We start from the raw sequence: 14,671 nt of genomic DNA, 5'->3' as shown, positions 1-14,671 counted from the left end.
AGCATAAAAAACTCCTCTGAAGAGGAGTTTTTTATGCTTTGTAAGCCTATTATTTTAAGTATTCAGTTCTAAAACTAAGGTGAGGATAACAATTAACAGGCATAAGGGGGAATAATATTTTGTATCATTAACAGCAAATTTTGAGCTTTTATGTTTTTTAAAGAAACCAACATAATTAAATTCTCCAACCGATCTAATACTAAAAATAGCTGCGATGATCCAAAAACCATATTTATCCAGCCATAATGGCAAGCTGATTTCTATTGATCCCTGCTTTATGAAATAAAACATGCCAAAACACAGCAAACCAATCCCCACGATAATAGTGCCAATTGCTCCCGGTATAAAAAGTGGCTTGGCATCATCTTTAGTAGGCACAACTGCCTGGCTAGCCCATTTGCCGCCAAAACCCCAATAAAAATGAAGTGCTGAAATGGCTATAAAAATTAAAAAAAGTAATAATGTAATCATCATCATTTTAAATGATTTACTAATTAGTTCTCCAGTAAATGACAGACCTGATTTGCAATTTCATACTCTTCGTCTGTTGGTATCACCAAAACTTTTGCTTTTGAATCCGGTTTGTTGATTTCCCTGATTTCTTTAGAGCGAACCAGATTTTTTTCCTGATCCAGCTCAATTCCAAAATACTCCATATCCGTACAAACCAGTTTGCGCATGTACGATGAATTTTCTCCAATTCCGGCTGTAAAAATAATGGCATCTAAACCGTTTAGTGCCGCTGTATAAGAACCAATCGTTTTTCTGATTCTGTAAGCGTTCATTAACAATGCCAATTGACAATCGGCATTTCCTTTTTCTGCTTCCGATTCAATATCACGTAAATCACTATACCCTGTAAGCCCAAGCATTCCGCTTTGTTTCAATAAAATTGAATTGACATCATCCGCTGAATAGCCCAGATTTTTAATCATATAAAAAATGACCGACTGATCGATATCACCTGCACGGGTTCCCATTATCAAACCGTTTGCCGGAGAGAAGCCCATTGTATGATCAATACTTTTTCCGTCTTTTATGGCAGTCATACTACAGCCATTCCCTAAGTGAATGGTAATTATTTTAGAGCTTTTTTCTAAATAATCAATCGCTTTCTCTGAAACATATTTGTGGCTTGTGCCATGAAAACCATAAACACGAACTTTATTTTCTGTTAAAAGATAATTGGGAATCGCATACTTATATGCTTCTACCGGAATGGTCTGATGAAAAGCAGTATCAAAAACAGCTACTTGTTTGGCAGATGAAAAAATTTCTTCGGCCACATTGATACCAACTAAATGTGCAGGATTGTGCAACGGAGCCAATTCTGAAAGTTCTTTTATTTTTTCTTTAACTTCATCAGTAATGATAGTCGTATCAGAAAAATAACTCCCGCCATGCACGACGCGATGACCCACAGCAGTAATTTCCGAAGTCGATTTAATAACTCCATTTTCCGGATGCAAAAGCATTTCGGCTACTTTTTGCAAACCTGCTTTATGGGTCGCAATTGGCAATATTTCTTCATGCGAAACCGATGATGTTTTAAAAGATACATTTGAAGTTTCCAATCCAATTCTGTCGATCATTCCGGTACAAATTACTTCGTTTTCCGGCATGATCATTAATTGGTATTTTATAGATGAACTTCCTGAGTTTATAATTAATATTTTCATTGTTTTTTATAGTTGCTAAGGTGCTAAGTCTCTAAGTTACTGAGTTAATTTTGCTAAAAGACTTAAAGCTTTTTAATTCTTAATTCCAGATTTTTAATTGATTACAGTCCCTGCGCCTGAATGGCTGTAATTACAACTGTATTGATAATATCGTCTACGGTACAACCACGGCTTAAATCGTTTACAGGCTTGTTTAAACCCTGTAACATTGGCCCAATGGCTAAAGCACCTGTTTCTCTCTGTACCGCTTTATAGGTATTGTTTCCGGTATTTAAATCAGGAAAAATAAGCACACTCGCCTGTCCTGCTACTTCAGAATCGGGCATTTTGCTTTTTCCAACGGCACGATCTACTGCGGCATCGTATTGAATCGGGCCTTCGATTTTTAAATCGGGACGTTTTTGTTTTACAATTTCGGTTGCGGTACGTACTTTTTCAACCTCATCCCCTTTTCCGGATGAACCAGAAGAATAGGAAAGCATTGCTATTTTAGGTTCAATTCCGAAAGCCGAACTCGAATCGGCTGATGAAATCGCGATTTCTGCCAATTGCTCTGCCGTTGGGTTGGGATTAATGGCACAATCCCCAAATACTGAAACACGATCTTCTAAACACATGAAAAATACAGATGAAACTACAGATGAATTGGGTTTTGTTTTTATGAATTGCAATGCCGGTAAAATAGTGTGTTGTGTCGTATGGGCAGCCCCCGAAACCATTCCGTCAGCATGGCCTTTATACACCATCATCGTTCCAAAATACGAAACGTCTTCCATTAAATCCCTTGCCATTGTTATGCTTACATTTTTTGCTTTTCGAAGCTCATAATAGGTATTGGCATAATCCTCATAATTTGGTGATTCAATCGGATTGATGATATTTACTTTAGAAAAATCCAGCGAAATTCCCAATTCGGCAACCTTACTTTCAATTTGTTTTTTGTCACCAATAATCGAGATATCCACAACATCCATTGCCAAAAGTCTTGAAGCGGCAATAATGATTCTTTCGTCATTTCCTTCCGGCAATACAATATGTTTACGATGCTGTCTGGCTCTTTTAACCATATTGTACTGAAACATTTTAGGTGTCATACCTTCAGCCTGAAAAGTAATCAGACGCTCAGACAGAGCATCAATTTGTACATATTTTTCAAACGTACTAATGGAGGTTTCAATTTTATGGGTATTGTTGGCATAAATCTCAGATTTAATCGCCCCAATTCTGTTAGTTATGTGGTACGTTCCGCCATCGACAGCAATTATCGGAACAATAGCCGAAAGTCCTTCAATAAGCTTTAAAATACTGTCTTCAGGAACAATATTTCCTGTTAGGATAATTCCTGATATTGTGGGATAATTAGCCGATTCGTTGGCTTGTAACGCCCCTAAAATAATATCTGAACGATCACCCGGCGTAATCACCAGTGCGTTATCATGCAAATGAACCAAATAGTTGTGCAATTGCATGGCTCCCACACTAAAATGTCCAATTTCATTATTGAGATAATTTTCTCCAAACAAAACTCTCGCATCCAGTTCATTTACAATTTCCTGCATGGTTGGATTATTCAAACTGGAAATCAGCGGAATTGTATTGATCAGTACATTCGAAGGCAAACTTTTCTCAAGGCTTTTAGTAACCAGTTCTATATTTTCCGGCTGTACTTTATTGGCAAAAACAGATAAAACCTCAACTTCTTTTACTTTAAAAGAATCATAAACCAAGTAAAGACTGTCTACTAATTCTTCTAATGTTTTTCCAATTCCTGAGCCGATAATAATGGTTGGGATTCCGAGGTTTTTCGCAATCAGAACATTCAAATCTAATTCGATTGAAGTTCCTTCGCCGGTAAAGCTCGTACCTTCGACCAAAACAAAATCAAACCGTTCTTCAAGCTTTTTATATTTCTCAATAATCAGATCTAAAACCTCCCCGATTTTTCCTTTATTTTTCTTTTTGATTAATTTGCTTTTCGTGATCGCAAAGGCATCTTCAAACTTAATATCAAGGTTAAAATAAGAAAGTACTGTTTCAATATGATTATCTAATTCCCCATCAACAAAATCCTCCACTATAGGTCTAAAATATCCTACTCTGGCCGTTTTACCAATGAGAATACTCATTAAACCAAGTGTGATAATCGATTTTCCGCTATTTTGATCGCTTGTGGCAATATATATCGCTTTACTCATAATTTATATTTTGAAACTAAACAAATATCGTGTAAATAGTATTTTTTTATAACTAAACGAATGTTAAAACCAACGTCTTTTTTTGAAATAAATAATCAGGGCAATAACCAGAAAAAACATAGCAATCATAACGCTGTGATAGCCATATTTATATCGAAGTTCGGGCATGTTCTCAAAGTTCATACCGTATACTCCCACAATAAAGGTAAGCGGAATAAATATAGCTGAGATAATGGTGAGCGTTTTCATAATTTCATTCATTTTCCGGCTTTGTTCCGAGAAATAAAAATTGGAAGCACTTTCTAATGAACTCATATCGGACTCGATTTGCTCTAAAAGCTCCAGGCTTTTCTGGTGCAATCGAATGAAAAAATTAAAGGTGTCTTTTTGAATTAAAGTACTGGTATCATCATCTTTAATTGTTTTTAGATAATACAGCGAATCCCGAAGCGGAATGATGGATCGTTTTAAGAAATTAAAATTATCACGGTGATTTTCAATCTTTTCTAATATTACCGGATCAGCACCTTTTTTAGTTAAATTGATTAATTCTTCAATTTTTTCTTCTTCATCTTCTATTGTAATGTAAAAATTTTCGATTACCGCATCTAATAACAAATAGAGCAAATAATCTACTTTTTTAGTTCTTACAATTCCTGCATGTGTACGAAGCCGCTCGCGAATGTGGGCAAAAAAATCACTTCGTTTTTCCTGAAAAGAAATTAGAATACCCTCTTTCAGAATAAAACTAATTTGCTCGACACTAATATTATCCGAATATTCAGAAGGCAACAGCGATTTTATATTAAAAAATAAAATATCCTGCTGTTCTTCCAGCTTGGTTCGTTTGGTAGTATTTAAAATATCTGCCAGTAAAAAGTCATCCAGCTTAAAATGAGCACCAATTATTTTAAGCAAACCAATATCGTTTAATCCGTGAACATTGAGCCAGTTATTCTTTGTATAATCAAAACAAGAATTTAATGCCGCTACTGTAAACTTATCATATTCAATAACATCTGCATCGTCATATACAAAAAGCTGAATCTCTGTTTCATGCTCTTTGTGTGTTCCTGTATACTCTAAAGTAATGTGTTGTAGCTTACGTCCTTTCTTGTATTTTATCTTTCTCATTCAAAAATATTTACAATAGTAATATTACGAAAAAGAATCTGAATGAGGAATGACAATTGTCATTTTGTGAATAGTATTGAAGTGATAAAAATGCAAAAAAACGCACTACCGTGCGTTTCTACCAACAATTTAAATAAAAAAACCAAGTCCTTTTTTGAGCTGGTCTTTTTAAATTTTATATACCCGTTTAAGGTGTACTAATTACTTTGTAAGGCAAATTTGTAAATACACCATTTGTTACTTCTACTACTTCCGGAGTTACTACTTTGGTTTGTAGCGCTCCTCCTTTTACATTTTTAAAGCTAAACGTTCCCGAAATTATTTTTTTCTTAGCATCTATTGCGGTTACAGTAATTTTTCCCGATTCCGGAAAATGCTCCGTATAAGTGTTCCCATCGATTAAATACGTATTTAAAAACAAAGCGTTGCTCACTTTATCATCCTGATCTTCATAAAAATTATATGCTTTTATTGGCATTGAATCATCAGCGGTTAACTCACTTTCAAATGCCATCGAAAGCATTTGCGAATTGTCCTGAGCACTAATATCAAAACGTTGTCCCTGGCCCGGAACTTTAATTAAACTTACGTTGATTATTTTTGCTGGTTTCCATTCCTTACCATTAATAGTAGCAGAAATTGAACCATTACTGCTGTCACTGCTTTCATCACTGCTACAGCTTACAAATAAAACTGATAATGATAATAATGCAATACTTAAAAGTTTTTTCATCCTTATTTTTTTGGGTTAATTTTATTCAAATTAAACACTAAAAAACTGAATAAAATTGCGGAAAACCTCATTCTTAAAAAATAATCGGAATAAAGTAGCCCATTTCAATAAAGATTCTGACCTAATTTAAAATAGAAACAAAAAAAACCGGGCCATTTCTGACCCGGTTTTCAATCTTAATATTTTTTGTACTAATTACTTAATACCAAAGAATTATTTTACTTCTTCGAATTCAACGTCTTCAACATTGTCTCCTTGTGATTGCTCTTGTTGTGGAGCTGCTTGTTGACCTTGATCACCTTGAGCATACATAGCTTCTGTAGCTGTTTTCCACGCTGCATTGATGTTGTCAAGAGCAGTTTGAATAGCTGGAATGTCTTGAGACTGGTGAGCCATTCTCAATTCAGTTAAAGCGTACTCAACAGCAACTTTATGGTCGTCAGCTAATTTGCTTCCTAACTCTTTCAATTGAGATTCAGTTTGGAAGATCATGCTGTCAGCTTCGTTTAATTTCTCAGCTCTTTCTTTAGCTATTTTGTCAGCGTCAGCGTTAGCTTCAGCATCTTTTTTCATTTTTTCGATTTCTTCAGCTGTTAATCCAGAAGAAGCTTCGATACGGATATCGTGAGATTTTCCTGTTCCTTTATCAGTTGCAGAAACTTTGATGATACCATTCGCATCAATATCAAAAGTAACCTCGATTTGAGGAACTCCTCTTGGTGCTGGTGGAATACCATCTAAGTGGAAACGACCGATAGTTTTGTTATCAGCAGCCATTGCTCTTTCACCTTGTAATACGTGAATTTCAACAGATGGTTGAGAATCAGCAGCAGTAGAGAATACTTGTGATTTTTTAGTTGGAATAGTTGTGTTAGACTCAATTAATTTAGTCAATACACCACCCATAGTTTCGATACCTAAAGAAAGAGGAGTTACGTCAAGTAACAATACATCTTTTACATCTCCGGATAAAACTCCACCTTGAATAGCTGCTCCAATAGCAACAACCTCATCAGGATTAACTCCTTTAGATGCTTTTTTACCAAAGAATTTCTCCACTTCGTCAGCGATTCTTGGCATACGGGTAGAACCTCCTACAAGGATAACTTCGTCGATATCAGATGTAGATAAACCTGCATCTTTTAATGCTTTAGCAACTGGCTCCATAGAACGTTTTACTAAAGTATCAGATAATTGCTCAAATTTAGCTCTTGATAATTTTTTAACTAAGTGTTTTGGTCCTGAAGCAGTAGCTGTTACGTAAGGTAAGTTGATTTCAGTTTCAGCAGAAGATGATAATTCAATTTTTGCTTTCTCTGCAGCTTCTTTCAAACGTTGCAATGACATTGGATCTAAACGTAAATCAATACCTTCTTCAGTTTTGAATTCGTCAGCTAACCAGTCAATAATAACCTGGTCAAAATCATCTCCTCCTAAGTGAGTATCACCATTTGTAGACAATACTTCGAAAACTCCGTCTCCTAATTCAAGAACAGAGATATCAAAAGTACCTCCACCTAAATCGTAAACAGCAATTTTTTGATCTGTACCTTTTTTATCTAATCCGTAAGCAAGTGCAGCTGCAGTTGGCTCATTGATGATACGCATCACTTTAAGACCAGCAATTTCACCAGCTTCTTTAGTAGCCTGACGTTGTGCATCGTTAAAGTAAGCAGGAACAGTAATAACCGCTTCAGTTACAGTTTGACCTAAATAATCTTCAGCAGTTTTTTTCATTTTTTGAAGTGTCATAGCAGACAACTCCTGAGCAGTGTATAAACGACCGTCAATATCCACACGTGGCGTATTGTTGTCACCTTTTACAACACTGTAAGGAACTCTTTTTGCCTCTTCCTGAGTTTCAGCAAAAGTGTGTCCCATAAAACGTTTAATAGAAGCAATCGTTTTTGTAGGATTCGTTACTGCTTGTCTTTTTGCAGGATCACCTACTTTAATTTCACCACCTTCAACAAAAGCGATGATAGATGGCGTTGTTCTTTTTCCTTCTGCGTTAGGAATAACAACTGCTTCGTTACCTTCCATTACAGAAACACAAGAGTTCGTCGTACCTAAGTCAATTCCGATTATTTTACCCATTTTTTATATATTTAATTTTGATATACTAATTTAATAACTCACGTGGCATAAGTCAATCTTTGTGCCAATATAAAAAACAAAAGAAAAATGTCAGTTTTACTGTCGGCACGCTTAAAACAATCTGACAACATGACATTTTTAAAACCTGACATTCGTGGCATATCAGTACTTTACGTGTCATTATCAGGAGCTGTTTCCCGCTATCCGCTATATCTTTTATGGCGAACCCCGCCATAAAAGGATATCGCTTCTATCGGGGCTAGGGGCGTCATTTTCATTAGAGTTTTATGTATGATTAATGTTTAAATAATTATATTTAGCCCAAACAAAATTCATACTTACACGTCATGATAGAAAAATTAAGAAACGATTTTGCAGAGCACTTAAAAAAAAGCAGACGCTCAAAATTAGAAATAATAGAACAACTCCCTTTTCCAATAGAATCCAAAAATGAAATAGGCAGAAAAATTATAAAAGATATTATAGCTTCTAAAAATAGTGATGACATGGAGTTTTGTCTTTTATTACTTTGGGTAATAGACGAAGATGATGACTGTATAGATCTGCTTCACGAAATATTATTAGAACCTTGGCATGAAAAATATCACGATATTATTCACAATTTGCAATGGAGACAGCACCCATCAAGCGTGCCTGCAATTAAAATCGCAATGCAACAGAAATTTCCTTTTCTAGAAGCTTACAGCACCGGAACAGGACAATTTATAAATCAATGCGGACATGCTTTAAAAAGTATTGGAACAAAAGAAGCTATTGATGCCATAAAAGATTTAGCAGAAAACTCAGAAGATCCTATTATTAAAGTAGAAATGATTTACCGACTTAGTAAAATATTTCCAACAGATACCCCTGAAGATGAAGAACTCCCAAGATGGTATGACTTCGATTAATCAAAATCAACTATAACATCACTTATTAAAGAACAATAATGGAAAATTACAGCATTATTATTTTTATCCTCACCATCGTAATAGGCCTTTCGGCTTTTGCACACAAAATAAAACTACCATATCCAATATTACTTGTTATTGCCGGAATTGCAATTGGCTTTATTCCATCTATGGGCGAAATAGAAATCAATCCGGAAATTATTTTCCTGATTTTTCTTCCGCCATTATTATACGATGCTTCGTTTAATATCTCACCTAAAGATTTCAAAACGAATATTAATACCATCAGCACCTTAGCCATATCATTAGTTTTCCTGACTACAATAGGCATTGCGGTTGTAGCCCGTTATATGATTTCCGGAATGACCTGGCCATTGGCATTTGTATTAGGATCGATACTTTCTGCTACAGATGCTGTAGCAGCAATAAGCATTACAAAAGGATTAAACTTATCTCATAAAACTTTAACTATTCTTGAGGGCGAAAGTCTTATCAACGACGCATCGGCACTGGTTGCATATCGTTTTGCAGTGGCAGCCGTAATGGGATCTGCATTTATTATCTGGAAAGCAGCTTTGCACTTTGTATTATTACTTGGAGGCGGTTTTCTGGTAGGTTTTGTAATGGCAAAAATTCTGGCTTTTATATTAAGCAAAGTGCACAAAAAAAATATAGAAGTCACAATTAGCTTTATGCTTTTAATGCCTTTTGTAACGTACTTAGTTGCTGAGCATCTGCATGTTTCAGGAGTAATTGCAGTCGTTATTTTAGGATTAACTATTGCTCGTTTTAGTAAAAAGATATTCCCTGAAAGTTTAAAAAATCAATCCAGAAGCCTTTGGGATATTATTATCTTCTTACTAAACGGATTAATCTTTATTTTAATCGGGCTTAATTTTCGGTATATTTTAAAAGATATCGATAACCACATGATCTTACCCTATATTGGTTATGCCCTTATCATAACTATTGTGGCTTTATTGATTAGAATGGTTAGGATATTTCTACAAAAAATCAACCTACAAAAAGCATTTCAAAATACCAAACGAAAAAGAAAGGTCAGCGAACATGCCCTTTTAGACTTCAAAAACAGTATCATTCTAAGCTGGTCCGGAATGCGTGGCATAGTTTCGCTGGCGATTGCCATAGGTATCCCAAAAGAACTGGAAGACGGAACACCTTTCCCCGAACGAACTGTCATCATATTTATTTCGGTCGCCGTCGTACTTTTAACACTTATCGGACAAGGACTCACATTGCCATGGATTGTAAAAAGATTAAATCGTGTAAAAGAAGAAGAACCACAATCCTGATTATTCCTCTCAGCAAGTTAAGAACCTACAAATAAATACATTAAGCATTAAAGCATCTCATAAGAATATATTTTAACATTTGTAATGTTTTTTCTATATTTTTACTCCATTAACTTCCAACCCTAAAAAAAACCAAATTTCAATGAATGACAATTTAAAATATGCAACAAAACTATTCGGTAGCGCAACTTTTAGCTTTATTAAAATAAATATCATCGGACAATTATTTTTGATCTTTATTTCGATTATTTCCCTGTGCACTATTATTTATCAATCCGGTACAGGAACAGGCCATGCAAACGGTTCGGCCATTTTACTTCTGTTATTCGCTTTGCGGCCAATTGGCTACACTTTAACCGTAGTCTCTATATTTGCAGTTCCTTTTCTATTGTTTTCTCTTGGTAATAAATATATCATATCAAAAACTATTAATAGATTGTTATCAGACAAAGGCGAGGTTTTATTATTTCCAATCATTGATAAAGTACTGAGCAAAATCAAATCAAACCAACCTGAATTATTAAAAACAGGAGCTGATAAAACCAAATTAAAACTGAAATTACTACAGGAAATCAGAGATTCTAAAGAAAATAAATGGCTAAAAAAAATCATCCTATACGGTTTTAAAAAAGTGAATCTGGATGATGTTGATTTCAGGGATGAAAACGTAAGCTTTTCTGATATTATTAAAACCAAAATCATAACCGGATTAAAAAACATCTCAAAACCAAGCCGAAACTTTTTCTGGATTATTTTAGGTGTGCAAATAACCATCATGATCCTGATTATTTTCCAGATAATATAATGCATCCAAACTTGTAAAACAAAATCAAATCAATAGAATAATACAATGAATCAGGAACTAGAAAGCCATTTTGACGAATTTGATAAACCTGCCATAATCAGAAGAGAACTTTTACCCTGGTGGATTAAAACCTTCTGCTGGATTTTTATGATTTTATCCGTATGTGCGGCCGGTGCACTTGTTACGAACCTTTTTGTTCCAAATGTAATTGTATCGCTCTACGGATTTTCCAGTGACACTGCTTATTCCGTAACGGGTCTTTTCATAATTGCAGTTATGTTTTTAAAAGGGTTTGCAGCTTATTCGCTTTGGTTCGAAAAACCAAATGCCATAACAATTGCCAAAGTAGACGCAATTTCCGGTATCGTAATATGTATTGCTTCATTCTTTATACTTCCTCTTAGTACTCAAAACGGGCATTTTTCTTTAAGATTAGAAATTCTGCTCCTTATCCCCTATTACAGAAAAGTAAATAAAATAGAATACGAATGGGACAATCTCGAAAGCCTGTAATTTTTATAAAGTTTTCGTCGCAGATAAATTATAACTCATAGGAAAATATTAAACTTCGATCTTCAAACATCGTGTTTACATTTTTATTTGTAATTTCGATTTCTCAACAAAATACAAATAAAAATGGCTTCATTCATTAAAGAATTATCTTTTCGCTGGTCAGATCTTGATCCAAATTTTCACGTTCGCCATAGTGCATATTATGATTTCGGCGCACAGCATCGTATCGAAATCCTCGAAGAACTGGGTTTAACTCTAAAAGTGATGCAAACACAAAGTTTTGGACCTGTTTTATTTAGAGAAGAATGCATTTTTAGAAAAGAGCTTAAACTTTCGGACAAGATCTTCCTTCATACCAAAACTTCAAAAATGAAAGCCGATGCTTCGCGCTGGTCTATCATTCACGAATTCAGAAAAGAAGACGATACCCTTTGTGCCGTTATTACGGTTGATGGTGCCTGGATGGATACGAAACTACGCAAACTTGCTTCTCCAACTCCTGAAATTGCTATTCAGGCGTTGAGCATTTTTCCAAAAAGTGATGACTTCGTTGGACTTTAAAACAAAATCTGACTGGTTGTAAATTATAAAATCCAAAAAACACATTGATCAATAGTTGCTTTTTGGATTTTTTAAAAAATAAAGCCCATGATTAATTACTTAACAGACTTCAGAATAGGCATTTTTATCGTCATAATAGCCATTGTAACCATTATTCTGGGAGCTATTACAGATAAAGTACTTCGCTATCTCCTGTACCGCAAACAGTCTAATAAAGAATACGATGCAACTGGTTTTAAGTTTTTAAAACATTTAATCATAACGGTAATTTATATTTTAGGATTTGCTTTTGCCTTAATACAAATTCCTGAATTTAGAATTATTGGCCATTCCTTTTTAGCTGGCGCCGGTGTTATTTCAATAGTTGCCGGTCTTGCTTCTCAACAAGCTTTAAGCAACATCGTAAGCGGAATATTTCTGGTCATTTTTAAACCTTTCCGAATTAACGATAAAATTACCATCAACAATTTTGTAGGCACAGTCGAAGACATCAACTTAAGACAGGTCGTTCTGAAAGATGCCGAAAACAACCGAATCATCATTCCAAATTCAGTAATCAGCGCCCAGATTATTGTCAACACCAATATGAATGACACAAAATGTTGTAAGGTAATCGAAATTGGCATTGGATACGATTCAAATATTGAAAATGCCTTAGCAATCATGCAGGACGAAATCGCCAGGCATCCTCTTTTTATAGACACCAGAACAGCCGAAAATAAAAAGCAAAAAACACCTTTGGTGGTTGCTCGTGTCGTAGCGCTGGCAGATTCCAGCGTAACCTTAAAAGCATGGGCATGGGCAAAAAACTCTACAGACGGGTTTGTCATGTATTGCGATTTACTGCAAAGCATTAAAAAACGTTTTGACGAAGCAAATATTGATATTCCGTATCCACAACAAGTGGTAACTTTAAAAAACAACAAAACAGGGCAGTAAATGGCCCGTATTTTTTTTCTGATAATTTTAAGATTATATTTTTTGAATTTAAAATGGTTAACTTTAATTTTATAAATACTCCAAACGAAATACATTCAAAAAATGAAAACCATAAAACTGATATTGTTGCTGCTTCCCTTTTTGTGTTTTTCGCAGCAAGAAAACATAAAGGCCCTCGATATAAATTTAACCAATTATGAATATCCTTTTCCTGTACAATTTTTAGAATTGAGCAATCAGCAACAATATCTAAAAATGGCGTACATGGATATTAAACCGGAAAACTATAACAATAAAAACATTGTCTTACTTCACGGAAAAAATTTCAATGGAGCGTATTGGGAAACGACAATAAAAGCGCTGACAAAAGAAGGTTTCAGAGTAATTGTTCCCGATCAGATTGGTTTTGGAAAATCATCTAAACCAGATCATTTTCAATATACTTTTCAACAATTTGCCCAGAATACCAAAAAATTATTAGATCACTTAGGAATCGAAAAAACCACTATTTTAGGACATTCGATGGGAGGAATGTTAGCGACAAGATTTGCTTTACTGTATCCTGAAACTACCCAAAAACTAGTACTCGAAAATCCGATTGGTTTAGAAGACTGGAAACTCATAGTACCTTACAAACCTGTTGACTGGTGGTATGAATCGGAACTTAAACAAAACTATCAAAATATAAAAAGCTATCAGATGGCGAATTATTACGATGGAAAATGGAATGCCGATTTCCAGAAATGGGCAGAGCTTGGTGCCGGATGGACAACTGCTCCCGATTATGCCAGAGTAGCCTGGAATTCTGCTTTGATGTATGATATGATTTTTACACAACCTGTTTTATACGAATTTAAAAATATGAAAAGCCCAACACTTTTAATTATCGGAACAAGAGATAAAACAGCCATTGGAAAACCTTTGGTATCTGAAGAAGTCAGAAAGACAATGGGAAATTATCTGGAATTAGGTAAAAAAACGCAAAAAGCAATTCCGAATTCAAAATTAGTCGAAATACCCCACACAGGACATTTACCGCATATTGAATCTTTTGACCAATTTATAAAACCATTAATTGTATTTTTAAAACAATAATTTTTTATAACTGCAAATTTCACAAATCGACACGAATTAGTAACCCACTACTATACAAATAAAAATTCATGTAAATTTGTCTAATTCACGGCACACTTTTCTTTTTCAATCAATAATCTAAAACTAAAATAAGATGTTTACACTAGAACAAATAAAAGAAGCACACGCCAAAGTACAAAGCGGAGCTGATTTTCCAAATTATATACAGGACCTGATCATTTTGGGTGTAAAAGGATATGACACTTTTGTCAATAATGGGAATGTTGAGTATTATGGCGTCAATAATTACACCGTTTCATCAGACGAAAAATATCCTGAAATTCAGGTCGCTCCCTCTGCCAATAAAGAACGTTTTATTGAATTTTTAGTCATGCACCAGGACGGTCAAACCGATTATCTAACTTTCTGCAATCATGCCACCCAGTCCGGAATCGCAAAATGGCGTGTTGACATCATCGAAATGACCTGTACTTACTATGACAAAGGCAACAATGAAATATTGATCGAGAAAATTCCGGGTTAACTTTTTATCAGACAAATCAATACTAATATTTCATTGCTACAAATTCTGTTTATAGCAATTGGGATTGTTTGCGATATGACAAAACAAACAATACTTTTTTATTTTTTATACGCAGACTTTCGCTGATTAGCCTTGTTTAAAATGATTTATAGAAAGAATTAAAAAGATGACGA

General features: G+C 34.7%; 15 protein-coding genes. 9 read left to right on the top strand and 6 right to left on the bottom strand.

Annotated elements, in window-relative coordinates; genetic code table 11:
• Positions 1-54 precede the first annotated feature (54 nt).
• From ACHRWY_RS16120 to dnaK, 6 genes are all read right to left on the bottom strand, one after another.
• Positions 55-477, bottom strand: a complete 423-nt coding sequence (locus ACHRWY_RS16120; RefSeq protein ID WP_395356046.1) for a DUF3995 domain-containing protein — start codon at positions 475-477, stop codon at positions 55-57.
• A gap of 17 nt (positions 478-494) precedes the next feature.
• Positions 495-1,679: an acetate/propionate family kinase gene (locus tag ACHRWY_RS16115; protein ID WP_395356044.1), complete on the bottom strand. Its 1,185-nt coding sequence runs from the start codon at positions 1,677-1,679 to the stop codon at positions 495-497.
• 101 nt (positions 1,680-1,780) lie between these two features.
• A complete protein-coding gene (gene pta, locus ACHRWY_RS16110) occupies positions 1,781-3,874 on the bottom strand; it encodes a phosphate acetyltransferase (protein ID WP_395356043.1) in 2,094 nt (697 codons plus the stop codon).
• 63 nt (positions 3,875-3,937) lie between these two features.
• Complete coding sequence (gene corA / locus ACHRWY_RS16105) at positions 3,938-5,008, bottom strand: magnesium/cobalt transporter CorA (RefSeq protein ID WP_395356042.1); 1,071 nt, start codon at positions 5,006-5,008, stop codon at positions 3,938-3,940.
• 187 nt (positions 5,009-5,195) lie between these two features.
• Positions 5,196-5,741, bottom strand: a complete 546-nt coding sequence (locus tag ACHRWY_RS16100; RefSeq protein ID WP_395356041.1) for a DUF6252 family protein — start codon at positions 5,739-5,741, stop codon at positions 5,196-5,198.
• Positions 5,742-5,954: 213 nt separating this feature from the next.
• On the bottom strand, positions 5,955-7,838 hold the full coding sequence (gene dnaK / locus ACHRWY_RS16095; RefSeq protein WP_395356040.1) for a molecular chaperone DnaK: 1,884 nt from the start codon (positions 7,836-7,838) through the stop codon (positions 5,955-5,957).
• Between the two features lie 87 nt (positions 7,839-7,925).
• Between dnaK and ACHRWY_RS16090 the strand changes: the two genes are divergently transcribed.
• From ACHRWY_RS16090 to ACHRWY_RS16050, 9 genes are all read left to right on the top strand, one after another.
• Complete coding sequence (locus ACHRWY_RS16090; RefSeq protein ID WP_395356039.1) at positions 7,926-8,075, top strand: hypothetical protein; 150 nt, start codon at positions 7,926-7,928, stop codon at positions 8,073-8,075.
• Positions 8,076-8,185: 110 nt separating this feature from the next.
• A complete protein-coding gene (locus ACHRWY_RS16085; protein ID WP_395356038.1) occupies positions 8,186-8,749 on the top strand; it encodes a hypothetical protein in 564 nt (187 codons plus the stop codon).
• Between the two features lie 38 nt (positions 8,750-8,787).
• Positions 8,788-10,062 (top strand): Na+/H+ antiporter, encoded by a 1,275-nt coding sequence (locus ACHRWY_RS16080; protein ID WP_395356037.1) that lies wholly within the window; start codon positions 8,788-8,790, stop codon positions 10,060-10,062.
• A 142-nt stretch (positions 10,063-10,204) separates the two neighbouring features.
• Positions 10,205-10,867: a hypothetical protein gene (locus tag ACHRWY_RS16075; protein ID WP_395356036.1), complete on the top strand. Its 663-nt coding sequence runs from the start codon at positions 10,205-10,207 to the stop codon at positions 10,865-10,867.
• Positions 10,868-10,912: 45 nt separating this feature from the next.
• Positions 10,913-11,380: a hypothetical protein gene (locus ACHRWY_RS16070; protein ID WP_395356035.1), complete on the top strand. Its 468-nt coding sequence runs from the start codon at positions 10,913-10,915 to the stop codon at positions 11,378-11,380.
• Positions 11,381-11,503: 123 nt separating this feature from the next.
• Positions 11,504-11,941 carry an acyl-CoA thioesterase gene (locus ACHRWY_RS16065; RefSeq protein WP_395356034.1) on the top strand — a complete coding sequence of 146 codons (438 nt, stop codon included), beginning with the start codon at positions 11,504-11,506 and terminating at the stop codon, positions 11,939-11,941.
• 87 nt (positions 11,942-12,028) lie between these two features.
• Positions 12,029-12,880 carry a mechanosensitive ion channel family protein gene (locus tag ACHRWY_RS16060; protein WP_395356032.1) on the top strand — a complete coding sequence of 284 codons (852 nt, stop codon included), beginning with the start codon at positions 12,029-12,031 and terminating at the stop codon, positions 12,878-12,880.
• Positions 12,881-12,982: 102 nt separating this feature from the next.
• Positions 12,983-13,975: an alpha/beta fold hydrolase gene (locus ACHRWY_RS16055; protein ID WP_395356031.1), complete on the top strand. Its 993-nt coding sequence runs from the start codon at positions 12,983-12,985 to the stop codon at positions 13,973-13,975.
• Positions 13,976-14,108: 133 nt separating this feature from the next.
• Positions 14,109-14,498: a DUF1398 domain-containing protein gene (locus ACHRWY_RS16050; protein ID WP_395356029.1), complete on the top strand. Its 390-nt coding sequence runs from the start codon at positions 14,109-14,111 to the stop codon at positions 14,496-14,498.
• Positions 14,499-14,671: the final 173 nt, after the last annotated feature.

This window comes from Flavobacterium sp. FlaQc-48 (genome assembly GCF_044007335.1).
Lineage (GTDB): Bacteria > Bacteroidota > Bacteroidia > Flavobacteriales > Flavobacteriaceae > Flavobacterium.
This window is presented reverse-complemented; position numbering and strand designations above follow the sequence as displayed.

What these genes read in the sequence shown, in the direction of transcription:
- ACHRWY_RS16070 (WP_395356035.1), top strand. Translation starts at nt 10,913, where the DNA reads ATGAATCAGGAACTAGAAAGCCATTTTGACGAATTTGATAAACCTGCC.
- ACHRWY_RS16100 (WP_395356041.1), bottom strand. Translation starts at nt 5,741, where the DNA reads ATGAAAAAACTTTTAAGTATTGCATTATTATCATTATCAGTTTTATTT.
- ACHRWY_RS16050 (WP_395356029.1), top strand. Translation starts at nt 14,109, where the DNA reads ATGTTTACACTAGAACAAATAAAAGAAGCACACGCCAAAGTACAAAGC.
- pta (WP_395356043.1), bottom strand. Translation starts at nt 3,874, where the DNA reads ATGAGTAAAGCGATATATATTGCCACAAGCGATCAAAATAGCGGAAAA.
- ACHRWY_RS16075 (WP_395356036.1), top strand. Translation starts at nt 10,205, where the DNA reads ATGAATGACAATTTAAAATATGCAACAAAACTATTCGGTAGCGCAACT.
- corA (WP_395356042.1), bottom strand. Translation starts at nt 5,008, where the DNA reads ATGAGAAAGATAAAATACAAGAAAGGACGTAAGCTACAACACATTACT.
- dnaK (WP_395356040.1), bottom strand. Translation starts at nt 7,838, where the DNA reads ATGGGTAAAATAATCGGAATTGACTTAGGTACGACGAACTCTTGTGTT.
- ACHRWY_RS16065 (WP_395356034.1), top strand. Translation starts at nt 11,504, where the DNA reads ATGGCTTCATTCATTAAAGAATTATCTTTTCGCTGGTCAGATCTTGAT.
- ACHRWY_RS16060 (WP_395356032.1), top strand. Translation starts at nt 12,029, where the DNA reads ATGATTAATTACTTAACAGACTTCAGAATAGGCATTTTTATCGTCATA.
- ACHRWY_RS16080 (WP_395356037.1), top strand. Translation starts at nt 8,788, where the DNA reads ATGGAAAATTACAGCATTATTATTTTTATCCTCACCATCGTAATAGGC.
- ACHRWY_RS16090 (WP_395356039.1), top strand. Translation starts at nt 7,926, where the DNA reads ATGTCAGTTTTACTGTCGGCACGCTTAAAACAATCTGACAACATGACA.
- ACHRWY_RS16120 (WP_395356046.1), bottom strand. Translation starts at nt 477, where the DNA reads ATGATGATGATTACATTATTACTTTTTTTAATTTTTATAGCCATTTCA.
- ACHRWY_RS16115 (WP_395356044.1), bottom strand. Translation starts at nt 1,679, where the DNA reads ATGAAAATATTAATTATAAACTCAGGAAGTTCATCTATAAAATACCAA.
- ACHRWY_RS16085 (WP_395356038.1), top strand. Translation starts at nt 8,186, where the DNA reads ATGATAGAAAAATTAAGAAACGATTTTGCAGAGCACTTAAAAAAAAGC.
- ACHRWY_RS16055 (WP_395356031.1), top strand. Translation starts at nt 12,983, where the DNA reads ATGAAAACCATAAAACTGATATTGTTGCTGCTTCCCTTTTTGTGTTTT.